Origin of the sequence: Falsihalocynthiibacter sp. CO-5D18 (genome assembly GCF_041205445.1) — a bacterium.
Classification (GTDB): domain Bacteria; phylum Pseudomonadota; class Alphaproteobacteria; order Rhodobacterales; family Rhodobacteraceae; genus Falsihalocynthiibacter; species Falsihalocynthiibacter arcticus.
On record NZ_JBGFCF010000002.1, the window covers coordinates 143,866 to 168,557 of the forward strand.

Genomic DNA, 24,692 nt, shown 5'->3' on the forward strand with positions numbered 1-24,692 from the left:
CTGTTTTGTGCTTACTTTAGTCGTACCAAATGTAATTTTAGACGCAGGCGCCAAATGTCTGATGGAGGAAGAATGACAGAGACCTTTGATCACATCGTCATTGGGGGTGGCTCCGCAGGGTGCGTTGCGACTTCTCGTCTGGTTGAAAGCGGTGTGAAAGTTTTGTTGCTTGAGGGCGGGCATCACCATCGGCACCCATTGTTGGACATGCCCCCAGGTGTGTTTAAGCTGCTCAAAAACGGCTCGAAATTTTTCAAAACCCATTTGTCGACCCCGCAGGCCCATCTGAATGGCCGTCGCACGGAAATCCCTCAGGGGAATGTCTTGGGCGGGGGGTCGACGGTGAACGGCCAAGCCTATGTGCGCGGGCGGCCAAGTGATTATACCGCATGGCACGAGATTTTGCGCGGCAACAATGATGCCGTCAGCTGGGATTGGGATGACGTCCTCCCTCATTTCAAGCGGCTGGAGGGTAATCGCAAATTCAACGATGACTTGCATGGTTGTGAGGGTAAGCTAATCGTCTCCGATCCCGGATATATAGACGATATGGCGCGGAGGTTCGTGCAATCCGTTCAGGCACAAGGCGAGCCGTTTAACCCCGATTTTAACGGTGTAAATCAACGCGGTGTGGGATACTTTCAGTTTACCTATGATCGGGGGCAACGGGTTTCTGCGGCTTATGCGTTCATCGATCCCCTTAAGGGCGATCCGAATTTAACCCTGCGCTTGCAATGCCAAGTGCAACGGATTGTCATCGAAAATGGCCGTGCGGTTGGGGTTGTTTACAAAGATAAATCTGGCACCGAACACACTGTGCGCGCCGATGGCGAGATCATCCTTTCGGCTGGCGCGTTGATCACGCCCCAACTCTTGATGCTCTCCGGGCTTGGCCCTGCGGAGCACTTGCAAAAACACGGCGTCAAAGTTGTTGAGGACCTCCAAGGCGTCGGCCAAAACCTTAAGGACCATCCGGATGTTTCGGTCGTGGCGCGCGCCAACGGACCCTACGGATATTGGAAACAGGATCGTGGGTGGAACATGCTGCGCAATGGTATGGAGTTTAAACTTTTTGGGCGCGGCAAGGTCACCACGACCGGACTTGAGGCGGCTTGCTTCCTGAACCCAACCGACCCCGAAGCTCCGCCAACCCACGAGGCCTATTGCATCCCGATTATGTATCTGAATGCGGAGCAATTGAAAGACATCAAGGAAGATTACGGTGTTTCAATCCAGACGGTTTTGCTGAAACCACATTCCACGGGCACCGTGCAATTGGCGTCGGCGGACGCTGCGGATATGCCGCTGGTTGATCCCAATTTCCTCAGTGATCAGCGCGATATAGATGAGATGATTAAAGGGTTACGATATTTCCGCCAAACAATGGAGACCAAGCCACTGGCCGACAAGATCGACCAAATCGTAGCGCCGCTGGACTACTCCGACGAGGGGCTGACGGCGCATTGTCGCAAAGTCGTAAAAACCAATTTTCACCCTGCAGGCACCGCCAAGATGGGGGCCGACGGCGATAAAATGGCGGTTCTGGATGCGCGGATGCGTGTGCGCGGCATCGAAGGTTTACGCGTGTGCGACATGTCCGCCGTGCCAGAGATTCCCGCAGGCAACACCAATGCGCCAGCGATGATGCTGGGGGACCGCTGTGCCGATCTGGTCCTGGGGAGGTTGTGAAATATGGCGACTCGTGTTGAAAAACTTAAGTTTTGTATGACTATAAAAGGAAATACATTAGAGGTATTGACATTTGAGCGAGAGTTATGTCCCTTTATGTTAAGTTTGGTCATACCAAAAAACAAACGCGGGAATGGGGGGATACATGCCTGATATCGGAAAATTATTGCGAGAGAAGAACATCATCTTCGTCACTCTGGCGCTCTGTTTGGTCTTCTATTTGATCAGCCCACGGTTCATGAGCATTGACAACATGTCGGCCATCTCGCGCCAAATTGTGCCGATTGGTTTGATCGCGCTGGGCCAATTTTTTGTGGTTGTTTCGGGCAATATCGATCTGTCGATGGGCATGGGGTCGGTGTTGTTTGCGATTTTGCTGGGCGTTTGTTTCGGCCTTACGGGCGGTGTCGGCGTTGGCATTGCTGCGGTGATTGTCGCCTCTCTAGCGCTGGGGTTTCTAAATGGGGTGCTGGTGGCCAAGCTTAAGCTACCCGCCTTTATTGTGACGCTCTCGATGCTGTTTATGGCGCAGGGTCTGTCCGGTCTGATCATCCCGCGCGGGCAACAGATTTTCCTAATGGGCGGATTCTTTCGCTTTGTTGGCGCCGAGAAATTCTTGGGACTCTATTTGTCCTTCTGGTTCCTCCTCGTGCTCTTTGCGCTGGCGTATGTCGTCTATAATCACACGCGTTGGGGCGCTTATGTCGTTGCGATTGGCAACAGCGAAGAGAACGCAAAACTTGCAGGAATCAATGTTGACCGCGTGAAAATCGGGATCTTTATGTTCTCGGCTCTGTGCAGTGGTTTTGCCGGAATTATGCTCTCTACACGGATGGGATTTGTGCAGCCTGGCCTCGACGGAAACGGCCTGCTGTTGGACGGTATTGCGGCGATTATCATCGGCGGCACTCTAATTTCGGGCGGGCGCGGCACCATTGCTGGCGCTTTCTGGGGGCTGTTGTTCATCGGAGTCATCAACAATTCACTGAACCTTTTGAACGTGGAGGACGTCTGGCATCAGGTGTTCAAAGGCGGAGTGATTTTGGCGGCGCTTGGCGCGAACTGGGTGCTTTGGCAATCCCAGCAGGCCGAAGCGCATTAATTCAAACGAACTATCAAAAAACTGGAGGAGAAAACCAATGAAACTTACGAAAACTATGGCGGCGACCGCTGCTCTTGCGACGGCTTTCGGTACTGGGTCCGCCTTTGCGGCGGATGACACGTTGGATATCGTGTTCATCAATGACGGGCACGTTGCCCCTTATCACGTGGCTTGGCTGAGCGGTTTTGAGGATGCAATTGCCGCCTATGACGAAGCCTTTAGCGATCTGAAAGTAACCGGTCGCTGGTTGTCTGCGGAAGGTTCGCTGGAGAAAATGATCCAGCAAACAGAAGTGACGATCAACGAAAAACCAGACGCCATGTTTGTAAACGCCATCAACGTCGATGCGTTCGAACCTTTGGTTGCTAAAGCACAAGCTGCAGGCATCACATGGATCGCGGTGCATTCGCCCATGGAGAGCGCGGACTACAGCTTTACCCTTGGGGATGTTGTGAACGGCACCAACCAAGGTATGGCAATGTGTGCCTTGTCGGGTGGTGAGCCATATAAAGTCGGCGTTATGCTCGGCCAAGCTGGGAACCCTTCTGGCGAAGCACGTCGCGAAGGTATCCTTGCGGGGATCGCAACCTGTGACAACGTAGAAGTCGTCGCCGAACAGCCTGCAGATTGGGACACCGTCAAAGCGCAATCGATCGCCGAAAACTGGCTCACACAGTACCCAGACCTGAACGCAATCTCGGGCGTGACCGATGGCTATATGTACCCTTCAATTGCGATTGCTACCAACAGCGGCAACACCGATCTTGAGTTCTTTGGTTATGATGGCGACATCCCGATCTTGCAACAAATGACCGACGGTCAAGTCAAGGCCGACATCCTGCTGTCTGGTACGCGCGAAGGCTGGAATTTCGTTCAAATGGCCTACAAAATCCACAACGGCGAAACTCCTGACAAAGTCTATGACTTCTTCACACCATTGGTGCTGACAGAAGAGAACCACAAAGTGGCCTTGGCCAACGGGTTCCCTGAAGATGTCCAAGTCTACTATGTCGATCAAGCGCTTGAAGTGGCTTCCAAAGGCTTCCTCGAATTTGGTCCTGACTCTGTCAAGTAAACGCATCTGCCATCGGCGCTTAAGGTGCCGATGGCTCACCGTCGGGGGAAATAATGATGACCAGCACAAGCACAGCCACCGCGAATATGCGCAAACCCAAGCGGACCATCGATAGCTTAACTTTGCGCTATTTTGTTCTGATCGGGTTGATCGTGATTGCGTCGATCGGCTTTGGGATTGCCAACGAAAACTTCTATTCGTTAACCAATGTCGGCATTCTTTTGCGCTCTATTACCGTGTTGTTTCTGCTGTCGATGGGCATGACGTTTATCATGCTAACTGGTGGTATTGACCTGAGCGTCGGTTCCAACGTGGCCTTTGCTGGCGGGGTTGGGGTTATCACTCTGACGTCAACGGGGAGTGCGTTTCTGGGCTTCGCCGCTGCGATTTTCGCAGGTATGGCGATTGGTGCGCTCAATGGCTTTTTTATTGGCCGTTTGAAACTGTCGGCCTTTATGGTGACGCTCGCAACCTTCGCGTTGGCGCGTGGATTGGCGCTGGTAATCTATGACGCGACCTCAATCAACGTTTCAAATTCAACATTTTTGTGGCTAGGGGCTGTGAGCTGGGGCAACATGCCTGTGGTCATTCCCTTTGTAGTACTGGTCTTCGCGGGCCTGTCGGTGCTGCTCTATAAAACTACCTTTGGACGCGACACCTACGCGGCGGGTTCCAACTTTGCCACAGCGTTTGTTTTGGGGCGCCGCCCCGAACGCACCCTTGTTTGGGTCTATGTCCTGTCTGGGGCTTTGGCGGGTTTATCGGCAATCATCACTGTGGGACGCGTGTCGTCAGGACAGCCCTGGGCCGGACTTTATCTAGAGTTTGATGCGATCACTGCGGTGATCTTGGGCGGGACCTCGCTGTTTGGCGGGCGCGGCAAACTCTTGGGGACGATCCTTGGGGTCTTGCTTTATGGGATCATTATCAACGGACTGGTTCTAACGGGCACAAATCCGTACCTACAAAGCCTGATCAAGGGATTGATTTTGCTAGGCGTTGTCCTTCTGGACCAATTCACACAGCGGGGGAAAGCAGCATGAGAAACCGGATCGATATGAAAGGTATTGGCAAAAGCTTTTTCGCCACCCGCGCATTGGACAACATTGATTTTACTTGTGTGGCGGGGGAGGTACATGCCCTCGTCGGCCTCAATGGCGCTGGCAAATCAACCCTGATGAAGGTTCTGGGCGGCGTTTATCAAATGGACGAAGGCGTGATCGAAAAGAACGGTCAGGCCATCGAAATCGCGGTACCTTCGGATGCGGGTAAGGCGGGGATTTCGATGATCCATCAGGAGTTGTCGCTGATCAATGAGTTGACCGTTGCGGGCAATATTTTTCTTGGTCATGAGTTGAAACTGGGTGCGACGCCCTTCCTTGATAAACGCGAAATGGCGCGGCGGGTGAAAGAACAGTTGGACCGTTTCGGGCTGACACTTGATCCGCATAAACCCGTACGAGAGTTGAATTCAGGCGAGAAGCAGATCGTGGAAATCATCCGCGCTTTGATGTCCGACAGTTGGTTGATCGTCATGGACGAACCCACGTCGGCCCTCTCAGAAGAGGACAAAGACCGCCTGTTCGAATTTATCCGTCGGATGAAGGCGGAAGGCATCGCCATCATCTATATTTCCCACCATATGCCCGAGATTTTCGGCATCGCCGAGCAAGTCACAGTCATGCGCGACGGGGTGATTGTTTTGTCCGAACGGACCGCCAGAACGTCTGAGGAGAACGTGATCCATGCGATGACCGGCGAAGCGCTGGAGCATTTCGTAAAGCCACACAAAGAAATCGGTGGTGATGCGATCCTGTCCGTCGAAAGCCTAAGCAAGAAAGGGGCATATGACAATATATCGTTGGATGTCCGGCGGGGCGAAATCGTTGTTATGACGGGTCTGCGCGGCTGCGGGGCGCCCGAGTTGGCCAAGGCTATCTTTGGCTTGGATAGCGATTATACGGGCCAGATTTCCTATCGCAATGAAGCGTTGAAACCGGGCCGTGGCCCCTCCGTTTCTGTGCGCGACGGCATGGGGTTAGTCACTGAAAATCGCGACAAGAACGGAATTCTGCCAGCACTTTCCGTACGAGATAATATCGCCCTGCCGTTTTTGGATAAGGCTGTGCGCGGCGGGATCATCGACGCGCGGCGCATTGAAAGTGTGGTCACCAATGCGATCCGCGACACATCGACCAAAACGTCCTCGCCTGATCAAGAAATTCGTTTTCTCTCGGGCGGCAACAAACAGAAAATCTGCTTTTCGCGCTGGTTGGACGAAGACTTGGAACTGCTTCTGTTGTTGGAGCCCACGCGTGGCATCGACGTGCATGCCAAGGCCGATATTTATCGTATCATCGAAGATTTGGCAGAACGTGGTGTCGGTATCCTGATCCTATCGTATGAAATCGACGAGGTCATCATGTTGGCCGATCGGGTGTTGACGATGTACCAAGGCGCAAGCGTGTCCGAGTACTCCTACCCGAATTTCGAAAAGGATCAGATGCTTGCAGATATGGCCGGAGCGGGCCAGTCGCACTGAATTCCCAAAGGAGACTAAAAATGTTCTACAAATGCTTTATCGACAATGAATGGGTCGAGGCTTCCGATGGCGCGCGCATGCCCGTTTTGAATCCAGCGACGGGTGAAGCTTGGGCCGAGGTGCCTGCCTGCACGGGGCAAGAGGTTACCCGCGCGTTGGAAAGTTCGCAGCGTGCGCAACTAAAGTGGAAAATGCTGCCACCCGTTGAGCGCGCGGCCTATATCTACAAAATCGCGGAAGGGATCGAAGACGAGCGAGCCTTGTTTGAGGAGTTGCTGGTTAAAGAACAGGGCAAATCCCTTGCCGAAGCCGCAGGCGAAGTCACCGATACCATCCGCTATTTCACCTATGCTGCCGAGGCCGCGCGCCGTTTGCGGGGCGATATTTTTCCTTCGGATAACCCGCGCGAGCAGTTGTTCATTTACAAAGTGCCTTACGGGGTAACGTTGGGCCTTTGCGCCTATAACTATCCGCTGGCTTTGATTGGCCGCAAGGCAGGTCCGGCCTTGGTGACGGGCAACACTATGATTATTAAACCGCATGAAGCAACGCCCGTCACGGCCTCTGTTTTTTGCCGTATCGTTGAGAAAGCAGGCCTGCCTGCAGGTGTGATCAACATGGTAACCGGAACAGGCGCCAATGTTGGCGCGCCGCTGGTTGAAAGCCCCATCGTGCGCATGATTACCCTGACGGGGTCCATCCGTGCGGGCCAAATGATCGCCGAAGCTTCGGCCAAAAACATCACCGCCCTGTCGCTCGAGTTGGGGGGCAGCGCGCCGTTTATCGTGCTAAAGGATGCCGATATAGACGCTGCGGTCGAAGCCTGTGCGGTTGCGCGGTTTGCCAATGCGGGACAGGTTTGTATTTGCAGCGAAGCGGTACTGGTTGAAGATGCTATTGCCGATGAATTCACTGAAAAGCTCCTCAAACGGGTAGCCGAAATCAGCCCTGGAAATCCTATGACCAACAGCGGTATGGGGCCGATTACAACTGCAGGTGCGCTGGAGCGGATTGAGAAGATCGTCGCAGACTCAGTCGCTGGTGGCGCCAAGATTGCGATCGGTGGTAAGCGTCCCGAAGGAGCGGCTTTTCAATCGGGTAACTGGTATGAGCCAACGGTTTTGATCAATGCGACCGCTGACACCGCTGCGGTAAAAGAAGAGATCTTTGGGCCAGTGCTGCCAATTGTACGCGTTGCCGATTACGAAGAGGCACTGGCAATTGCCAACGCACGTCCGGACGGCCTGTCGGCCTATCTCTGGACCCAGAACCCATCGGTTTATATGGATGCGATCCAGAGGTTAGAAACCGGAACGATTTTTCTCAATTCCGGAATCGTCGGCTATGTCCAAGGCTATCACAACGGTCACAAGTTGAGCGGAGTAGGGGGCGAAGACGGCATTTACGGCATTGAAGGATATTTGCAAAAACGCGTAGTTTATCAAAAATACTAAACGCGTTTTATGCAGCGGAGTTACGGCTGTCCCCACGCGGGGGCAGCCGTTTCCACATTCCCTAAGCGGTTAGTCGAGCTGCCCTTTGGACATCAAGCGCATTCTGTTGACGCACAGCAGAGTAGCGGTCGATCGCGACAGCCGCTAGCAAAACGCTGCCCCGAACGACGTCGTAAATGTAGGGCGAGGCGTTCAGCAGGTTGAGGCCGTTATCAATCAGCACAAGGAATACCGCACCAATCACGGATCCAAAAACCGTCCCTGATCCACCAGTCAATTTGGTGCCACCAAGGATGACGGCGGCGATGACGGTAAACTCAATCCCAATACCAATCCCCGATTGTAAGCCACCCACACGCGCCAGCAAAATCATCGCGGCGATCCCCGTGACAAGCCCACTCAAAGTGTAAACCGCAACCGTGGCACGGCCGACGGGCAGGTTGGTTTCTTTTGCTGAGCGTTCAGAATTTCCGATTGCGCGCGCATAAACACCAAGCCGCGTGCGGTTCAAAATGTAGACACCAATGATGGTGATCACCAACAGAACCAAAATCGGCACGGGGATTCCCAGAATGCGACCATTGCCAATAAACCCCATTTCGCGCGGCACGGGAATGTTCTGCGCACCCGTCAGATGAATCGCCGCGCCGCGGTAAATTGAATAGGTTGCCAGCGTCGTAATCAGGGGGGAAACCCGAAAACGCACGACCAATATCCCGTTGAGCGCGCCCAATGCCGTTGCACTTACGAGGGTCACAACAAAGGCAATAAGATAGCTTTCTGTATCGAGCATCAATTGCGCAAACAGGGCAGAGGTGAGGAACAAGATCGCCCCCACAGAAATGTCGATGCCAGCCGTCATAATAACGAAGGTCATACCGACGGCCATGATCGCCGTGACGCTTGATTGGACCAGTATCGCCTGAAAGTTCGATACCGTCAGGAAAACTGGCGAAACCACGGACAGAACTCCCGCCAACACAATCGTGGCCAAGGCGACGGCGACCCATTTCTGGCGCGACATCAATTTGCGTAACATTTCAATCTGCATTACTTACGTCCTCGCCTGAGCTCGCGGCCAGCGAGATGATCTTGACACTGTCATAGTCAGGGCGTTGGAATTCACCGACGATCCTGCCCTTGCGCATCACCAGCATTCGGTGGGTTACGTGTAGAAGCTCTTGCAGATCGGACGACACAATAAGAATGGCCTTACCCGTTCGAGCAAGGTCGGCAATGGCGGTATGAATGTCGAATTTGGCACCGATATCGACCCCCTTCGTAGGCTCATCGAAAATCAGGATGTCGGGTTCCATCGATAACCAACGCGCCAGCAGCACTTTCTGTTGGTTGCCCCCAGACAAGTCGCCGACGTGGTTTTCGATATGGGGAATCGAAATGTTCATTTCGCTCACCAATCCCTGTGCTTTCTCGTCTTCTCCGCGAAATCCGATGCCCCGCAATTTGCGCCGCACAAAATTGATAATCGCAGAGGCGGAAAGGTTTTCACGTACGGGGCGGTTTAGAAACAACCCGTTGGAGCGCCGATCTTCGGTCACATAACACAACCCTTGTTCCTTCATCGCCGTGACGTTTCGGGGCGCAAGTGTACCGTTGATCAACACGTCCCCTGTGGCGGGGCGCAGACCAAAGATAGCCTCGGCGACCTCGGTTCGTCCTGCGCCCATCAAGCCGGCGATGCCTAGAATTTCTCCTTTATGCACCGTCAGGTTAATGTTGCTAAAATCTGACGAGCAGAGGTCGCGCAATTCGAGTAAAGGTGTTTCGCTCGGCTGTCCAAGGTCGACCTGCGCTCCTTCCAAGGTTCGGCCCACCATCATCTCTTCGAGCGCCCGTTGGCTTACCTCGGCCAAACGTCCTTGGCCCACTTGTTGCCCATCGCGCAGCACAACAAAGCTGTCGCAAACGCGGTAAATCTCTTCCATGAAGTGCGAGATAAAGACGATTGCGAGACCCTGCGCCTTGAGTTTATCGATAATCGCGAAGAGTTTTTCGCGCTCAATGGCGGTGAGGGACGTCGTCGGCTCATCCAAAATCAACACTTTGTCCGCATGCAGTAAAGCTTTGGCAATTTCGACCACTTGTTGCTTGCCAGCCCCAAGGGTTTCAACCCGCGCGTGCGGGTCAATTTCAATTCCCAGAAAATCGATCTGTTTTTGCGCGATGCTTTCGGCTTGTCGCCAGTCGATACGTGTCGCGTGTCCCGGCAAATCAGCGATGCAAATGTTCTCGGTCACAGTCAGGGAGCCAAATAACGATAACTCTTGATGGACGGCGGAAATGCCGTGCTCAGTTCCGATGACCTGATCGACGGGTTCGCCGCCAACAAGGATTTCGCCCTTGGTTGGTCGAAGCAAACCGCACAACATGTTTTTGGTCGTCGATTTTCCCGCGCCATTTTCGCCGACAAGCGCAAGGACTTCGCCTGGTTTCAGATCGAAGGTCACACCGGAAACAACGGTTTTGTCTCCAAACGCCTTCGTCAGGTTGCGCACAGATAGGGTTGGGGCCAATTGCGCGAGGGGTGCTTGAGCCGTCATGGTGTTCATACCCCCCTCCGCGTGCCAAGTTTCATGGCCATCCACGTACCCAAGAAAATAAGGACGCCTTGAATGATCAACTGGTCATAGAATGGAATGCCGATCAGGTTTAGGCCATTCGTCAGGATCGCCAAGATCGCGACCCCCAAAACTGTGCGTCCAACCGACCCTTCGCCGCCTGTCATGCCCGTACCGCCCAGAACTACCGCACCGATAATGATCAGGAGCAAGGTGTCGCCGACACCGGGGATTGCATTGCCAAGGTTGGCGATGGAAATAAAGCCAGCCAGCCCGCCCATCAAACCGGAAAAAAGGTAAACGCTGAAGGTGGTGAAGCGCACGTCAATGCCTGAATATCTTGCGGCCTCTTCGTTAGAGCCAACAAGCATGACGTGGCGGCCCCACGTCGTACTTGAGATGGCAAATCCCGAAACTGCGGTTGCCAATATCGCGATAATCATCACGGCTGGAATGCCGAGCCAAAGCATAAATCCAAAGTCGAGCATCCAGTAAGGCGTTCCTTTGACGGCTATTCCAGCGCTCAAAACAAAGGCCAATCCGCGCGCGATCAATTGTGTCGCCATGGTTGTAATAAAGGGAGTTAGTCGGAAATAGCCAATTAGAACACCGTTCAGCGCGCCGAAAGCAAGGCCTGCGATTAGCGCGGCTATGACACCGGCGGGCACGCTGCCTGTTGCTGCCATAACTTGTCCGGAGACAACGGCGCTGACGCTGATCACTGTCGAAATTGACAGATCAATGCCGCCAGCTAGAAAAACAACGGTCATCCCGACTGCGGCAATCATGACAACGGCATTCGCCCCCATAATGGCCTCGATGTTTCCGGAGGCTAGAAAATAGGGTGACATCAGAGAGAAGGCCGTAAACAGGACGGCAATCATCGCAAGCGCCGGATATGACTTCAGAGTAGACAATGCGAACTTCAAAGGAGGGCCCCCTTGGGCTTGAACGTATGCGATGCGCCAAGAAAATCGGCGCATCGCTATTTTGGGTGTTCTTACTTAGGTGCGCCCCAAATGGCAGCTGCGTTCGCTTCGGCGTTTTCGGCGGTGAAAAGGTTGCCGCCGACATAGTTTGTCCGCTCAACTTCTTCCCCTGCCAAAACCCGCGCCACAAGATCGATGGCCTTGCGTCCGGTAGCTTCTGTGCCCATGACCACAAATGCGTCTGCAGTGCCCGAAAGAACGGCGTCGTATCCGTCGCGTGATCCGTTCACACCTGTGATAACAACGTGGCCTTCATCGCCGACGGGAACCAATTGGCCAAGATCAGCCAGTACCGTTTCCACTGCGGGAATGTGGGTGTCGGTCGCCGCAAAAACAGCCGCAACATTTGGATTGGCTTGGAACGCGTTCTGGGTGCCAGACAAGGCGCGCGCCGAATCCCAGTCGGTTGGAACTTCGATCAAAGTCACATTGTCGAGGGTTGCGATGCCTTCCCGGAAGCCTGCCGAGCGATCAATGCCGTTCTGGTCGTTCAAAGCGCCGATCAATTCTACGATCACAAGGTCACCTTCACGGCCCGCCAAAGCTTGGGCGGTAAAGTCGCCAGCGAGGCGACCATCGATGAGGGAATCTGGACCAACAAAGGCTGCGACAACTGCGCTGTCGGGCAGGTCGCGGTCATACGCGATAACTGGAATGCCTTCACGTTTTGCGGCAATGAGGGCGCGTTCAATGGTGGTTTGGTCAACGGCACAGACCACGATGGCGTCCACGCCTTGGGCAATGAGCGCCAGGATTTGTGCGTTTTGCTGCTGCGCGTCGCCATCGGCAACGACTTCGATCAACTCATAACCGCGATCTGCGGCTTCTGCTTTGATACCGTTGTTCACGGCGACGCGGCTTTCGAACAACTGATCAACCGATAGGCCAACGGTGATTCCGTCAGCAAAAGCGGCGCTTGCCGCAAAAATAGCCGCAGCCGCAACTGCCCCTAATAGTTTCTTCATAATTTCGTCTCCTCCGAGTTTCATCTGGCAGGGCATTTGATTGCCTGTCTCAGGTGGCGTGCTCTCGTTCCTAGGCAGGAAGGAGCTGCAAAATCACTAAAGCAAGTTACTTTGATATTTGCAAGGAAATTTTGGTCGTACCAAACAATGAATTTACGCCGCGCGGAATGTAGTTGAAAAAGGACCTTTTCGAAGGATTGCGGATGCTTTTGGGTAAGTGTGTGATGTCCAGTGCTGTTAATATTAAAGGTACGGTTTGAAATTTGGCGCGCCATCTCTTGGTTTTAGTGTTAAGTTATGGGACCAGAATCAGGTGGGTAATTTCAGAAATCTGAATTTTGGTCGCCCCAAAATACACTGTTTGGCGGTTTTTTGAGTTAGGAGGAGGCCCAGATGTCTGCAAAGACCCTGTTAGGACGTTTGGAATTTGGCCGTCAAATATCCCCGAACGTTTCCCGAACCTGTTTCCACGCAGCGTCCAAGTGTGACTTCATAGCAGCTTCGGCGGCATCGGGGTCACGCATCAGGATGGCCTCAAAAATGGCGGTATGGGCCTGAAAGTTCTCTTGGTTACGTTTGGAAAGGCGTGGCATCCGCGACCATTGTGGCGCCAGCCAAGTGGAGTAAGCTTTGTGAATCGCTGGAAGGACTGGATTTTGCGGGATTTGGTACAGGACTTCGTGAAAGGCTTTGTCCGTCTGGTAGAAAAGATCGCTATCCTCAATCGCCAGCCCATTGTTTTCAAGTGCGCCTTTCAGGGCAGCAATGTCGCCTTTGGAGGCGCCAGTGGCGGCTTGACGTGCGAGCGAGATTTCGATCATGGCGCGGCTATCGAAAAGGTTTTTGACGCCGTCAGGCTGGCAAAGGAGATGTGTGACGATTCCACCGACCACATCAACTGCGGTGTCAAACCCGGGCTTGCGTACGACGGGGCGGAAGCGGGGCCGTGCTTCGACCAAGCCGCGTGACGACAAAAGGCGCACGGCTTCGCGTGCAACCGTACGCGAAACGCCAAACTCTTCCATCAAGTCGCGTTCTGGCGGCAAAGGGTGCCCGTCCATCAAGATGCCTGCATGAATACGGTCTTCGATGGCTTGGACTACGGGATCTGCCGCCCGCCCAGCATTATTCTGATTACTCATTTGCCCTCTCAGAATTACACAAGTGGAATCGTCGTTCCTTCTTACATGGATTAAAAGGATTATGCGATTTGGTTTGGATTTTTTTGTTTGGTATGATTAAAAATAGCAAAGTTGGACGATTGTGAGGAAAAATCAACTAAAAACTTTAATTCCTTCAAGTTTGGGAGTACAATAATCTCGAAAAGGAGTCGCTATGCAACAGAAGCCTCAACCCAAAAGCATCAATCCGATCCTAGAAGTCAAAGTTCGTCTGTTTGAGGTTCCTCTCGCTGAGGTGCTGAGTGACGCCAAGCACGGCGATCACACGCATTTCGAATTGATCACTGTCACCTTGCAAATGGAAGATGGGACTGAGGGGACTGGCTATACTTATACGGGCGGAAAAGGCGGGCATGCGATTGTGGCTATGATCGAGCACGATCTTGCTCCGTTCCTGATTGGCCGAGATGGAGCAGACATTGAACAAGTGTATGAGGCGATGCAATGGCACGTGCACTATGTCGCGCGGGGCGGCATCGCTTCGTTTGCGATTTCAGCGGTGGATATTGCCTTGTGGGATGTGCGCGGCAAACAAGCCGGGCAAGCTTTGTGGCAAATGGCCGGGGGTACCGCAGATCGATGTCGGGCCTATGCGGGGGGGATCGATCTGAATTTTCCGTTGCCAAAGCTTCTCGGCAGTATTCAGGGCTATTTGGATCGGGGCTTTGACGGAATTAAAATCAAAATCGGCCAGCCAACGCTCGCAGAAGATGTTGCGCGTATCGCCGCTGTTCGAGACCTTATTGGGCCTGATATCACTTTTATGGTGGATGCAAATTATTCGATGACCGTGGAGCAGGCCATCACCGCCGCCAGAGCGTTTGAAGTCTATGATATCACTTGGTTCGAAGAGCCGACCATTCCGGATGATTACAAGGGGTTCGGGCGCATTGCCGAGGCAACAGGCATGCCGCTTTCAATGGGGGAAAATCTGCACACGATCCACGAATTTGAATACGCGTTTGAAGACGCACACCTTAGTTTCATCCAGCCAGATGCGTCCAATTGCGGCGGCATTACAGGGTGGCTGCAAGTCGCGGCCCTTAGCCAGAAATATGATATTCCAATATGTTCGCACGGGATGCAGGAGCTTCACGTGAGTCTGGTTTCCGCCCAACCAAATTCCGGCTGGATCGAAGTCCATTCCTTTCCGATCGACGAATATACAACCCGCCCTTTGGTGATTGAAAACCACATGGCGCTTGCGCCGAGTACCCCCGGAATTGGCGTGACGTTTGACTGGGAAAAATTGCAAAAAGCACATGAGGACATGCACAAATGAACACAGAAACAATCTCCGCAGCCTTTTACCGTGGTGACAAAACATTCGTTGTTGAAAAGGCCGTAGCAGTCCCGCCAGTCGCAGGAGAGGCCACTGTTCGAATTGCCTATTGCGGAATATGTGGCACGGATATGCATGTGTATCATGGCAATATGGACGCCCGCGTTGGTGCCAATCGCATCATTGGCCACGAGATGTCTGGCGTGGTCGAGGCCATTGGCGAGGGTGTCAGTAATGTCGCCGTGGGACAAAAGGTCGTGGTGCGGCCGCTGGATCATTGTGGAAATTGCCCCGCTTGCCTGAGTGGCTATGCGCATATCTGTCACAACTTGAAGTTCCTTGGGCTTGATACCGATGGCGCGATGCAGGAACTCTGGACCGTACCAAGTCACACGCTCCACATTCTCCCCGACGACCTTCGCCTTGATCATGCTGCCTTGATTGAACCGGTCGCCGTTGCCTGCCACGATGTGCGTCTATCCGACCTTCAGGCCGGTGAAAACGTTGTCGTCATTGGCGGTGGTCCCATTGGCGTGCTCGTCGCTATGGTCGCGCGGGATGCAGGCGGGAATGTGGTGATTTCGGAAGTAAATCCTAACCGTCTGGAGATTGCCCAATCGCTGGGGTTCGACACGGTTAATCCCATTGAAACGGACTTGGTTAATTTCATAAACGAGCGCACGGAAAATAAGGGTGCGGATGTTGTCTTTGAGGTTTCGGGAACCCAACCAGGTGTTGATGCCATGACCGCGGTGGCCGCCACGCGCGCCCGTATTGTTATGGTTGCAATCCATGCGCAGAAACCGACGATTGATCTCTTTCGGTTCTTCTGGCGGGAGTTGAAACTCATTGGCGCGCGGGTATATGAACCCGAAGATTATGAAAAAGCGATCTCCATCATTGGGTCGGGTGGTATTGATGCGGATATTGTCGTTACAGATGTAGCGCCTCTGTCTGAAATTCAAGCAGCGTTTGAGGCACTGGATACCAGCCCTACAGCCATGAAAAGTCTGATAAAAGTCGGAATGGGTGCATAAGCCCACTCTCGATACGGCAGAGTTCTAAGGTTTTCGTTGGTTCCGTTGCCTACCCTAAATAAGGTTATACTCGGGAAATTTTCGCAATTGGTGTCACAAAATACTGTTGCGGCGCATTTGGTTCAATTGACGTTTCATCCGTGTGAGGCGTTGGTTGTGGTCGTTGCCACGTTGACGGGCCACCAGGGTCGAGAGGATATCTGCCGCGACTAAGGCGGCGATCCGCGATGTTGTGGGGGTGAAAACATCCGTGTTGTCGAGCGTTTCGATATTTATGACGATGTCGGAATAATCCGCCAGCTGGTTCGTTGTGGAACTGGTGATCGCAACAACTTTCGCTCCTTGCTCGCGCGCAATCCGGGCAAGCTCGACGATTGAGGCGGTGCTTCCGGTGTTGGAAATTGCGACGGCCACACTGTTGGGGCGCATCATCGACGCCGCCATAAGTTGTTGGTGGGCGTCCACCGTTGCGTTGCAGGGAATGCCAAAGAGCGGAAACTTCTGCTGTAAATCTTGCGCGACGATGGCCGATGCGCCAAAGCCGAAAAACTCGATGCTACTTGCCGCAACAATCAGTTTAACTGCCGCATCCATTTGCGTCATGTCCAGCTTGTGACGCGCCCAATCGAGGGAGGTCATTGTGTAGGCGAAAATTTTGGCCGCCACATCGGCAGAGCTGTCCTCCTCTAAAATCGCAGAATGGGTGGCGGGGGTGCCAAAGGCGATGCTTTGAGCGAGGCGAATCTTGAAGTCTTGAAACCCTTCACAGCCGACGGCCGCACAGAACCGCATGACCGTGGGTTGGCTGACGGCCGCGAGTTCTGCGACGTCCGCAATTGTGGCGTTCATGAACCACTGCGGGTTCGCAATCAGGACGTCCGCCACTTTTCGGTCGGATTTGCGCAGATCAGGAAGCATGGAACGCGTCGCTTCGATAACGTTTCGGGGGCTCAGAGCAACAGGATCGGTTGGTTTCACAGGGCCCTCTTTCGTAAAGGTCACTCGGATAAAAAGCGGTACTCCGCGCCAGTTTTGGCAGGATAAAGATAGACATCGCGCGCGGCGGTGGCAACCTTTTCTATCTCCTCTCGCTCGACACTATTGAATGCAAAAAGGCCAAAGTGATGCGCGATCACGGTGGAAATATGGGCATTTTGCGCCAATGTGACGGCTTCTGCGATGGTCATATTCCCGGGGACACCGTTTGATTTTCGCACAGCATCCCGCCCGTTGACGGGAAATAAGCCGAGATCGGCGTGAAGGGACGCGACTTCGGTGCTTTGCCCGTCAAAGGGGATGGTGTCGCCGCTGTGAAAAACCACCCGCCCCGCGATGGTCACGGCCAACCCGAGGAATTTGTGAAGCCCTTCGGCGTCAAGCTCCAAGCCTTCGTGCGCGGCGCGCAGGGCGGTGATTTGAACACCCGCGAGGTTGAGCGTTTCATGCGCTTCGATGAGATGCAGGCGCGATTGCGCAATTTGGCTGCGCGTGAGGGCGAGGTCGCGGGCGGATTTTGGGGCAACCAGAACCGCGCGCGGATTGGCGCGGAGGAGGTCTTGGAGCGTGTCAGGATCAAGGTGATCCGTATGCGCATGGGTCGCCAAAACGATATCGACGTGGGGAATGTCGCGGGGAGCGATCGGAATTGGCATCATCCGAAGATGCGGAAAACGGGTGTCTTGGTATTTTTCGCCCAATGAGTTTGACAAATAGGGGTCGATCACCACGCGGCGTTTCTGGCCGTCGATCACAAATCCCGCTTGCCCCAACCAAAAGAGCGAGAGGGCGTCGCCAGGAGGTTCGGCCAGCCTCTCGGTCAGGGTCGCGGCAAGGGGATGCGCCTTAAGCATGCGCTGGGCCCTTGAGGCCTTCCAGCAGATTCGCGACCGCAATTTGGGTGGCCCGCGCCACGCTTTGATCGGTCAAGCCGCCGATATGACTGGTCGCGATGACGGCAGGATGGCGCGCCAATGTTTGATCAAGTGGCGGCTCTTGGGCGAACACATCGGTGGCATAGCCGCTCAACCGTCCGTCATTCAGCGCCCCAAGCAGGGCGGCTTGATCGACAAGATTTGCCCGCGCGGTGTTGACCAACAGCAAGCCTTGTTTTGTGGTGGTCAGCACTTTGGCGTTGATCAATGGAAGGCCGTCCTGTGGCATCGGACAATGCAGGGTGATGATATCAGAGGTAGTTAGCAGATGGTCAAGTGTCAAATAGGTGATTGGCAGATCGCCCATATCCGGTGTCATCGGATCATAAGCGATGACAGTGGCCCCCATGGCGCTCATGGCGGTAGCAACCTTTCGGCCGATGGCGCCCATGCCGACGACTCCGACGCTGGAACCTTCGATCTCGAGGCCGCGCAATCGGGGCCATTCCCCTTGCCGAACCCCCAGGGCGGTTTCAATCAGGTGCCGACGGTTTGCGAGGATCAGCCCCAGCGCAAGTTCCGCCACGCCAGTTGCATTCGCGGCCATCGCGCGGGTGATGGTGATGTTGCGGGCGGCGGTGGCCAACTGGGGTATGTTGTCAACTCCGGTGCCGTTGCGGCTGATGACGCGCAGCTTGTTGGCGGCGGCGATCACGGCGTCGCTCACGGGTTCAACGCCAGCCAACCAGCCCACGCAATCGGGGATCAATGCGAGCAATTCGGCCTCGTTCGGGGTTTGGCCTGCGGTAGCAAATACCAGCTCATAGCCTGCGGTGCGCAGCGCGTCCAAATCCGAGGAGGGCGAGGAGGTCAGCGAGCGCGGCGTAATAAGGATACGATCCATAATTTTATTCCTTCGCAGCTTGAACGGCAATGTCCGTCAAGACATCGATATTTGCAGGGCTTGGGTCGATTGTGAGGTTGAAAACTTCCGCGATCACCTGTGTCCAGCCGTGGATGAAATACGTCCACCCATCCACAATCGCTAGTCCCCGCTCGGCTTTCTGAGTGCGGGCCTGATCAAGGTACACCAATTCCCCGCGATAATTCAGATCCCAGACGACAGCCTCGCGCGGGAATTTTGCAACACCAGTGAGGGGAGAACCCGGGGCGTCTTTGCCCAATCCGGTGGCGTTAATCACCAGCGATCCGGGTTTGAGCGTTTCCAACACCGCGTCGTTGTCGGCGGGCGTGGGCGCGAGCACATACCGTAACGGCACGTCGGTTGCGATTTGGCTGTGAACCCGTCGAATTTCATCGAGTCGCGCCTGTGAGCGGTTGGAGACAACGATGCTGTTTGGGACATTTCCCCCGCGCATTTTTCGCATCAAATGCCAGGTCAGGGCGATGGTTGACCCTCCCGCGCCAATCGAAAACAGATCGCCACCTGTGCGTTCAAAATAATCTGACCCCAAAAAACCGTCAATCGACAGGCCTGACGAAATCGGGTCTTTTGCGTGACAGATTAGTTTGCCGCCACGTTTTGAGATGCAGCTGATTTCGCCCATCAGCGTAGCATGGGGGTCAATCACATCGAACATGTCTTTGCAGGCATTGAACAAATCTATTTTGTGAGTGGTGACCAGCGCGCCCATCGACAAGGGATCGTCGCGAATAAAGGCGACCGCCGCGCGGTAGGCTGCGGGGTCGGCGTGCAGCGGAAAATCGATGCCGACAATAATGGCGTCCGAAAGGTCGAGGTGTTTTGCCCAAGCGGGAAAAACCTTCATAATCGAGCTTTTGGTTGTGGTGACACCGATAAAATAGAGCGTCGGGCGTGTTGCGGCGCGCAGGGAGATCATTGGCGAATCTCCTGTGCGCGTTGAGCGGCGGCCCGTGCATTGGCCGTGATTTCGGCCCATTTCCCTGCGTGCATCATCTCTGTGGTTGCAATCCACGTGCCACCGACCGCCGCGATTTCGGGCTTGCTAAGCCAGTCTTGCATATTGCCGATTTTCACCCCCCCCGTTGGGACGAACTTCAGGCCGAGATGCTTGAAAGGAGCGCTAATATTGGACAGCATCGAAGGGCCGCCTGCGGGCATTGCGGGAAAAAACTTCATTAGCCGACAGCCATGCGCCACGGCGAGGCTGATGTCTGTGGGGGTCATCACGCCAGGGGCAAAAGGCAAACCAGCCGATGTCGCAGCTTTAACCAGATTCAGGTCACATCCGGGGGCAAGCCCAAAGGCAGCACCCGCGTCAATTGCCCGTTGCAACTGGTCCGTGTTGAGGATCGTTCCGGCACCAATCAGAAGGTCGGGCCGCTCATCGCGTATTTTGGCAAGGACGTCGGCGGCAGCTTCGGTTCGAAAGGTGATCTCCGCAATGCCAAGCCCTGCTTCAAGCAGCGCGTCCGCGAGAGGGATGGCATGATCCACGTGTTCAATTGCTATTACGGGAACCACGCCGAATTTGACGATTTGGTTGAATGCATCATGGGTCATTTTGCGTCTCCTGCTTGGTGATAAATCGCCGCGATTTCGGTTTGGCTGCGGGGCGTCCAATCTGGGTTACTGGCCTGCTGCCATCCCCCTTGCCCGTCGTCGACGATGCGCGTGCGCATTCCGTTGGAGCGGGCAATAATTCCATAATCCTGACCCGAGTCGGCGGGGTAGGCGAACATCATGACGAGGTCTGTGTCCCCGACATTGACCGACCGGTGAATCCAAAAGGGCGGGACGTAACAGATGGTTTGCGCATTGACTTCAATGATCCGCACGTCGCCTTCGGGGCTTTCCATCAACATCAGGCCATTGCCTGCCTGCCCATAGTAGATTTCGGGGCGATCCCCGACGGAATGGATATGGCCGCGAGTCATGAAATACTCATGGCCGACCTTCCCGGGTTCCATACGCGTGACACCCATAATCAGGTCACTGGTCTTGGTGCCCGGCGTTACGGATGTCACTTCATAGGCGATGTCTTCGGCGCGTGAGAGGAGCACTTGCTCGAAAGCGCCCGCATCAGAATATAGCCCCGAGAGGTCAGAAAAAAGCTTTTTGTAATGGCCATCGTGCCCCCCGAGCATACCTCCGTCTACGTCGACACGGCATCCCATTGGCTCTGCAAGTCTCATCTGGATGTTTCCTTTTAAAACGTAGTATAACTACTCAATTTGGTGGAATTTACGCAAAGAAAGGAAATTTTTCAACCAAAATATACGGAATTCGTGTAGATTTCTGGATTGACGTGAGGCATTTTGGTAGTTAAGCAACGTATATGCCCTCAAACAGGCAAGACATGCAAACCGTCTGAGGGCCAGGAAAATAAACTGGGAGGAGACCCAAAGTGAAATATAACGTTCTTACCGCAGGTGCGGTTGCTCTGCTGATGTCAACCGTTGCTGCCTCCGCGCAGGACTGTCGCGTTGGCATTTCGATGAATACACTTGCCGCCCCTTATTTCGCGGCTCAAGAGGCGTCGGCGCGTGCGGCTGCTGAGGAAGCGGGCTGCACAGTGCGCTCTGCAGACGCTCAAGGCGATATGGTTAAACAAATCGGCGATATCGAAGATATGGCGACAGCGGGGATTAATATTCTAATTGTTAACGCTCGCGATGCGCAGGGGCTTGTTCCTGCAGTCAACGTTGCAGCGGCCGCTGGCATCCATGTTGTTGCTATCGACTCGGCGCTTGATCCTTCCGCCAATTACATCACGTTGATTCAATCCTCAAACCAAGCGAATGGCGAGTTGGTTGGAGATTGGTTGGCTAAGGAGCTTGATGGAGCGCCTGCACGTATCGCGCTGCTGTCGGGCGATCAGGGCAATCCAGTTGGACGTGATCGCCGTCTTGGTGTGTTGCGCGGCTTGATGGATGCGATGATTACGGGCTATGGCCACGCCGATGTTGAAGTTCTCGGCCAAGGCTGGGGCGCATGGTCCACTGAGGGTGGCCTTACGGCGATGGAAGATTTGTTGACCGCGCATCCAGACATCAATGTCGTGCTTGGCGAGAATGACTCCATGGTCCTTGGCGCTCGTGAAGCACTGCGTGCTGCGGGACGTCTGGACGGAGTTCTGCTGGTTGCTGCTGCCGATGGTCAGAAAGAAGCCTATGATCTGATCCGGACCGGCGAATATGGTGTAACCGGTCTGAACAATCCCAACCAGATCGCCAACATGGCTGTGAAGGTAGGCCTTCAAGCGCTAAACGGGGAATTGCCTGCTGATATTGGTAAGTTGACCTATACTGCGCCTGCCGCCATCACAAAAGACAACGTTGACGACTACTACGACGAAAAATCGTTGTTCTAATACTACATCACGCGTCCTGCCCGTCATTCCTGTCGGGCAGGACGATACGAACATGCAATTCGGGAGGGAACGCATGACGACGCTCGTTGAGTTAGACGGTATCTCTAAGCATTTCGCAGGCATTCACGCGTTGACGGATGTTTCCTTTGATATCCATGCCGGAGAAGTCCATGCGATGGTCGGCGAAAACGGGGCGGGCAAGTCCACGTTGATGCGTGTCCTTGGCGGCGAATTGCGCCCTGACGCTGGCCACATAAAAATAGAGGGCGACCTCGTGCGGCTGTCCGGGCCGACGGACGCCATTGGACGCGGAATTTCGATAATTCATCAGGAAATGGCGCTGGCACCCGATTTATCAGTGGCCGAGAATATTTTTCTGGGGGAGCTTCCAGCGCGGATTAACTGGTCCAAGCTTCGGGCTAGAGCGCGCGACTTGATCCAGCAACTTGGCTTTGATATTTCTCCAAGCGCTATTGTGTCCGACTTGTCGGTTGCACATCAGCAGGTTGTCGAGATCGCCAAAGCGCTGTCACGCAAGGCCAAGGTTATTGTTTTTGACGAGCCCACGGCGGTGTTGTCGATGGGGGATGCAAAACGTTTGCTGTCCATCATTGATAATCTGCGACGCGAGGGGGTTGGGATTGTCTATATCTCGCACCGCCTTGACGAAATTTTCGCGATTTCAGACCGAATTTCGGTCTTGAAGGATGGGCGCAACGTGGCGACGGTGAAGCCTAGCGACGTGGCCGTTGATGAATTAATCCGCCTTATGGTGGGGCGTCCGTTGTCGCAGTTATTTGGCGACAAACCCAAGACAACCCTTGGTGAAGAGGTTCTGAATGTTGAAAACCTGACCCTGCCCAATGGTGTGTCGGGTGTGTCGTTTAAGTTGCACCGCGGTGAAGTGGTTGGGCTTGGCGGCTTGGTCGGATCGGGGCGCACAGAGGTCGCTCGGGCCATTTTTGGTGCTGACCCAATTCAGTCCGGCACAATTCAGATATCGGGTCAGCCTTACACGCCGCGTTCGCCCAAAGAGGCGGTGAAGCGTGGCGTGGGTCTGGTTCCCGAAGATCGCAAAGGTCAGGGTGTCGTTCTTGATATGCCGATCTATCAAAATGCAACCATGGCAAATTCCAGTCGTGTGACACGATTTGGGTTCTATCACTCTGGGCGAGAACGCAATGTTGTGAACGGGTTGATCGAGAAACTGCGGATAAAGCTGGCCCATATGAATGACCCCGTCAGCAGTTTGTCAGGCGGCAACCAGCAAAAGGTGGTTCTGGCCAAGTGGTTTAACGCCGGTGGTGACATTATCATTTTGGATGAACCAACGCGAGGCGTCGATGTGGGCGCTAAAACCGAGATATATTCGGTGATCCATCGCCTTGCCGCCGAGGGGAAAGCTGTCTTGGTCATTTCGTCCGAGCACGCAGAGCTTTTTGGTCTTTGTGACCGCGTTCTGGTGATGGGCGAAGGGAAATTGCGGGGCGAATTGATGCCCGAAGAATTTACAGAAGAGAAACTTCTAACGCTATCTATGACGAGTGCTGGGACCGGTGCTGGATCAGGAACGAGAAAGGCAATGACATGACCGACGCCGCTAAAATCGCAACAGAAGTTGCGTCGAGTACCGAGGCTACCTCAGAGGCAACCACGGGGGCCTATGTGCATTTGTTCGGCAAATTGTTTCGCCAATTTGGGACATCCGTGATTTTTGTGCTCTTGATCCTTGTTGCGTCGTTTCAGTCTGACGTGTTCCTGACGCAAGGCAATGCGATGAATGTACTGCGGCAAATGTCGGGCATTGGCATCATGGCCATCGGGATGTTGTTCGTGATCCTGACGCGGGGGATCGACCTTTCCGTAGGGAGTGTTGCGGCATTGGGTGCGGTCAGCGCGGCGATGCTGGTTCAGGATTATCCCGTTCCCATCGCTCTGATTATGGTTGTCGGTATCGGCGCGACCTGCGGACTTGTTTCAGGGGTGTTGGTTGCCTTTTTACGCCTGCCAGCCTTTGTCATTACGCTCGCCATGATGACGGCTGCGCGTGGCGTTGCGCTGATCTTGTCAAACGGTCAGCCCATCATGTTGGGAGAAGCTGGCGGCGCATTACAGCGCTTCGGCACATCGTTCACCTTGGGCATTCCCAATCCGGCGCTGCTGATGTTTTCATTTTTTACCGTCGCCTTTATTATCCTAAACTATGCGCGTTTTGGACGGTTGATCAAGGCCATCGGCTCCAATGAAGATGCGGTGCGCCTGTCGGGGATTTCGGTGCCTTGGTATGTCCTGTCAGTCTATGTGATTTCTGGGGCATTGGCGGCGATTGCCGGTGTGTTGGTGACGTCGCGCTCTGGCGTTGGCTCGGCTTCCGTGGGAAATGGTTCGGAACTGGATGTGATCGCGGCTGTGGTCATTGGCGGTGCAAGTCTGATGGGGGGCCGCGGTGGTGTGATTAACACGTTTATCGGCGTGATGATCCTTGGCGTTATTGGCAATATCATGAACCTTGCAGGGGTTCCGGGATACCATCAACAAGTGTACCTTTGGCTGATCATCGTTGTCGCGGTTGTGCTTCAACATGGTAATCAACTGTTTAGTAGGCACTAA

The 24,692-nt window shown here is 54.2% G+C and carries 22 protein-coding genes; 11 read left to right on the forward strand and 11 right to left on the reverse strand.

Translation table 11 applies throughout. The features are described from left to right. Positions 1–72: 72 nt before the first annotated feature. The 6 genes from AB9F27_RS03210 (at position 73) to AB9F27_RS03235 (ending at position 7,862) form a co-directional block, all read left to right on the forward strand. Positions 73–1,689 (forward strand): GMC family oxidoreductase, encoded by a 1,617-nt coding sequence (locus AB9F27_RS03210; RefSeq protein ID WP_369757527.1) that lies wholly within the window; start codon positions 73–75, stop codon positions 1,687–1,689. 145 nt (positions 1,690–1,834) lie between these two features. After that, positions 1,835–2,791 carry an ABC transporter permease gene (locus tag AB9F27_RS03215; RefSeq protein WP_369757528.1) on the forward strand — a complete coding sequence of 319 codons (957 nt, stop codon included), beginning with the start codon at positions 1,835–1,837 and terminating at the stop codon, positions 2,789–2,791. Between the two features lie 37 nt (positions 2,792–2,828). Further along, complete coding sequence (locus tag AB9F27_RS03220; protein ID WP_369757529.1) at positions 2,829–3,866, forward strand: sugar ABC transporter substrate-binding protein; 1,038 nt, start codon at positions 2,829–2,831, stop codon at positions 3,864–3,866. Positions 3,867–3,922: 56 nt separating this feature from the next. After that, positions 3,923–4,909, forward strand: a complete 987-nt coding sequence (locus AB9F27_RS03225; protein WP_369757530.1) for an ABC transporter permease — start codon at positions 3,923–3,925, stop codon at positions 4,907–4,909. Beyond that, the gene (locus tag AB9F27_RS03230; protein WP_369757531.1) at positions 4,906–6,408 is read left to right on the forward strand and encodes a sugar ABC transporter ATP-binding protein; all 1,503 of its coding nucleotides are present in this window, start codon (positions 4,906–4,908) and stop codon (positions 6,406–6,408) included. Before AB9F27_RS03225 ends, AB9F27_RS03230 begins: the two co-directional genes overlap by 4 nt. Positions 6,409–6,428: 20 nt before the next feature. Further along, positions 6,429–7,862 carry an aldehyde dehydrogenase family protein gene (locus AB9F27_RS03235; protein ID WP_369757532.1) on the forward strand — a complete coding sequence of 478 codons (1,434 nt, stop codon included), beginning with the start codon at positions 6,429–6,431 and terminating at the stop codon, positions 7,860–7,862. Positions 7,863–7,923: 61 nt separating this feature from the next. Here the strand turns inward: AB9F27_RS03235 and AB9F27_RS03240 are convergent, their stop codons facing one another. The 5 genes from AB9F27_RS03240 to AB9F27_RS03260 form a co-directional block, all read right to left on the reverse strand. Beyond that, positions 7,924–8,913: an ABC transporter permease gene (locus tag AB9F27_RS03240; protein ID WP_369757533.1), complete on the reverse strand. Its 990-nt coding sequence runs from the start codon at positions 8,911–8,913 to the stop codon at positions 7,924–7,926. Then, on the reverse strand, positions 8,903–10,432 hold the full coding sequence (locus AB9F27_RS03245; protein WP_369757534.1) for a sugar ABC transporter ATP-binding protein: 1,530 nt from the start codon (positions 10,430–10,432) through the stop codon (positions 8,903–8,905). Before AB9F27_RS03245 ends, AB9F27_RS03240 begins: the two co-directional genes overlap by 11 nt. Continuing rightward, positions 10,429–11,370: an ABC transporter permease gene (locus AB9F27_RS03250; protein ID WP_369757535.1), complete on the reverse strand. Its 942-nt coding sequence runs from the start codon at positions 11,368–11,370 to the stop codon at positions 10,429–10,431. The genes AB9F27_RS03245 and AB9F27_RS03250 overlap by 4 nt, the downstream gene beginning before the upstream one ends. A gap of 71 nt (positions 11,371–11,441) precedes the next feature. Beyond that, on the reverse strand, positions 11,442–12,395 hold the full coding sequence (locus AB9F27_RS03255) for a sugar ABC transporter substrate-binding protein (RefSeq protein ID WP_369757536.1): 954 nt from the start codon (positions 12,393–12,395) through the stop codon (positions 11,442–11,444). Positions 12,396–12,829: 434 nt separating this feature from the next. After that, a complete protein-coding gene (locus tag AB9F27_RS03260; protein WP_369757537.1) occupies positions 12,830–13,537 on the reverse strand; it encodes a FadR/GntR family transcriptional regulator in 708 nt (235 codons plus the stop codon). A gap of 193 nt (positions 13,538–13,730) precedes the next feature. On the opposite strand from AB9F27_RS03260, the gene AB9F27_RS03265 reads away from it, so the two are divergent. Together AB9F27_RS03265 and AB9F27_RS03270 are read left to right on the forward strand one after the other, a co-directional pair. Further along, positions 13,731–14,858, forward strand: coding sequence for a mandelate racemase/muconate lactonizing enzyme family protein (locus AB9F27_RS03265; protein ID WP_369757538.1), 1,128 nt, complete (start codon positions 13,731–13,733; stop codon positions 14,856–14,858). Beyond that, positions 14,855–15,895 (forward strand): zinc-binding dehydrogenase, encoded by a 1,041-nt coding sequence (locus AB9F27_RS03270; RefSeq protein ID WP_369757539.1) that lies wholly within the window; start codon positions 14,855–14,857, stop codon positions 15,893–15,895. Before AB9F27_RS03265 ends, AB9F27_RS03270 begins: the two co-directional genes overlap by 4 nt. Before the next feature lie 93 nt (positions 15,896–15,988). Here AB9F27_RS03270 and AB9F27_RS03275 read toward each other — a convergent pair whose 3' ends face one another. Genes AB9F27_RS03275 through AB9F27_RS03300 form a run of 6 tightly spaced genes read right to left on the reverse strand, consistent with a single transcriptional unit; the run spans position 15,989 to position 20,904 of the window. After that, positions 15,989–16,873 carry a MurR/RpiR family transcriptional regulator gene (locus AB9F27_RS03275; protein ID WP_369757540.1) on the reverse strand — a complete coding sequence of 295 codons (885 nt, stop codon included), beginning with the start codon at positions 16,871–16,873 and terminating at the stop codon, positions 15,989–15,991. A gap of 20 nt (positions 16,874–16,893) precedes the next feature. Further along, a complete protein-coding gene (locus tag AB9F27_RS03280; RefSeq protein WP_369757541.1) occupies positions 16,894–17,745 on the reverse strand; it encodes an MBL fold metallo-hydrolase in 852 nt (283 codons plus the stop codon). Next, positions 17,738–18,670 (reverse strand): phosphoglycerate dehydrogenase, encoded by a 933-nt coding sequence (locus AB9F27_RS03285; protein ID WP_369757542.1) that lies wholly within the window; start codon positions 18,668–18,670, stop codon positions 17,738–17,740. The genes AB9F27_RS03280 and AB9F27_RS03285 overlap by 8 nt, the downstream gene beginning before the upstream one ends. A gap of 4 nt (positions 18,671–18,674) precedes the next feature. Further along, positions 18,675–19,628, reverse strand: coding sequence for a shikimate dehydrogenase (locus AB9F27_RS03290; RefSeq protein ID WP_369757543.1), 954 nt, complete (start codon positions 19,626–19,628; stop codon positions 18,675–18,677). After that, entirely contained in the window at positions 19,625–20,272 is a 648-nt protein-coding gene (gene eda, locus AB9F27_RS03295; protein WP_369757544.1) for a bifunctional 4-hydroxy-2-oxoglutarate aldolase/2-dehydro-3-deoxy-phosphogluconate aldolase, read from the reverse strand. The genes AB9F27_RS03290 and eda overlap by 4 nt, the downstream gene beginning before the upstream one ends. Further along, positions 20,269–20,904, reverse strand: a complete 636-nt coding sequence (locus tag AB9F27_RS03300; RefSeq protein WP_369757545.1) for a glucose-6-phosphate isomerase — start codon at positions 20,902–20,904, stop codon at positions 20,269–20,271. Before AB9F27_RS03300 ends, eda begins: the two co-directional genes overlap by 4 nt. A gap of 212 nt (positions 20,905–21,116) precedes the next feature. On the opposite strand from AB9F27_RS03300, the gene AB9F27_RS03305 reads away from it, so the two are divergent. From AB9F27_RS03305 to AB9F27_RS03315, 3 genes are all read left to right on the forward strand, one after another. Then, entirely contained in the window at positions 21,117–22,082 is a 966-nt protein-coding gene (locus tag AB9F27_RS03305) for a substrate-binding domain-containing protein (RefSeq protein WP_369757546.1), read from the forward strand. 73 nt (positions 22,083–22,155) lie between these two features. Beyond that, positions 22,156–23,673, forward strand: a complete 1,518-nt coding sequence (locus tag AB9F27_RS03310; RefSeq protein ID WP_369757547.1) for a sugar ABC transporter ATP-binding protein — start codon at positions 22,156–22,158, stop codon at positions 23,671–23,673. Then, positions 23,670–24,692, forward strand: coding sequence for an ABC transporter permease (locus tag AB9F27_RS03315; RefSeq protein WP_369757548.1), 1,023 nt, complete (start codon positions 23,670–23,672; stop codon positions 24,690–24,692). Before AB9F27_RS03310 ends, AB9F27_RS03315 begins: the two co-directional genes overlap by 4 nt.

What these genes read in the sequence shown, in the direction of transcription:
- AB9F27_RS03210 (WP_369757527.1), top strand. Translation starts at nt 73, where the DNA reads ATGACAGAGACCTTTGATCACATCGTCATTGGGGGTGGCTCCGCAGGG.
- AB9F27_RS03215 (WP_369757528.1), top strand. Translation starts at nt 1,835, where the DNA reads ATGCCTGATATCGGAAAATTATTGCGAGAGAAGAACATCATCTTCGTC.
- AB9F27_RS03220 (WP_369757529.1), top strand. Translation starts at nt 2,829, where the DNA reads ATGAAACTTACGAAAACTATGGCGGCGACCGCTGCTCTTGCGACGGCT.
- AB9F27_RS03225 (WP_369757530.1), top strand. Translation starts at nt 3,923, where the DNA reads ATGACCAGCACAAGCACAGCCACCGCGAATATGCGCAAACCCAAGCGG.
- AB9F27_RS03230 (WP_369757531.1), top strand. Translation starts at nt 4,906, where the DNA reads ATGAGAAACCGGATCGATATGAAAGGTATTGGCAAAAGCTTTTTCGCC.
- AB9F27_RS03235 (WP_369757532.1), top strand. Translation starts at nt 6,429, where the DNA reads ATGTTCTACAAATGCTTTATCGACAATGAATGGGTCGAGGCTTCCGAT.
- AB9F27_RS03240 (WP_369757533.1), bottom strand. Translation starts at nt 8,913, where the DNA reads ATGCAGATTGAAATGTTACGCAAATTGATGTCGCGCCAGAAATGGGTC.
- AB9F27_RS03245 (WP_369757534.1), bottom strand. Translation starts at nt 10,432, where the DNA reads ATGAACACCATGACGGCTCAAGCACCCCTCGCGCAATTGGCCCCAACC.
- AB9F27_RS03255 (WP_369757536.1), bottom strand. Translation starts at nt 12,395, where the DNA reads ATGAAGAAACTATTAGGGGCAGTTGCGGCTGCGGCTATTTTTGCGGCA.
- AB9F27_RS03260 (WP_369757537.1), bottom strand. Translation starts at nt 13,537, where the DNA reads ATGAGTAATCAGAATAATGCTGGGCGGGCGGCAGATCCCGTAGTCCAA.
- AB9F27_RS03265 (WP_369757538.1), top strand. Translation starts at nt 13,731, where the DNA reads ATGCAACAGAAGCCTCAACCCAAAAGCATCAATCCGATCCTAGAAGTC.
- AB9F27_RS03270 (WP_369757539.1), top strand. Translation starts at nt 14,855, where the DNA reads ATGAACACAGAAACAATCTCCGCAGCCTTTTACCGTGGTGACAAAACA.
- AB9F27_RS03280 (WP_369757541.1), bottom strand. Translation starts at nt 17,745, where the DNA reads ATGCTTAAGGCGCATCCCCTTGCCGCGACCCTGACCGAGAGGCTGGCC.
- AB9F27_RS03285 (WP_369757542.1), bottom strand. Translation starts at nt 18,670, where the DNA reads ATGGATCGTATCCTTATTACGCCGCGCTCGCTGACCTCCTCGCCCTCC.
- AB9F27_RS03290 (WP_369757543.1), bottom strand. Translation starts at nt 19,628, where the DNA reads ATGATCTCCCTGCGCGCCGCAACACGCCCGACGCTCTATTTTATCGGT.
- eda (WP_369757544.1), bottom strand. Translation starts at nt 20,272, where the DNA reads ATGACCCATGATGCATTCAACCAAATCGTCAAATTCGGCGTGGTTCCC.
- AB9F27_RS03300 (WP_369757545.1), bottom strand. Translation starts at nt 20,904, where the DNA reads ATGAGACTTGCAGAGCCAATGGGATGCCGTGTCGACGTAGACGGAGGT.
- AB9F27_RS03310 (WP_369757547.1), top strand. Translation starts at nt 22,156, where the DNA reads ATGACGACGCTCGTTGAGTTAGACGGTATCTCTAAGCATTTCGCAGGC.
- AB9F27_RS03315 (WP_369757548.1), top strand. Translation starts at nt 23,670, where the DNA reads ATGACCGACGCCGCTAAAATCGCAACAGAAGTTGCGTCGAGTACCGAG.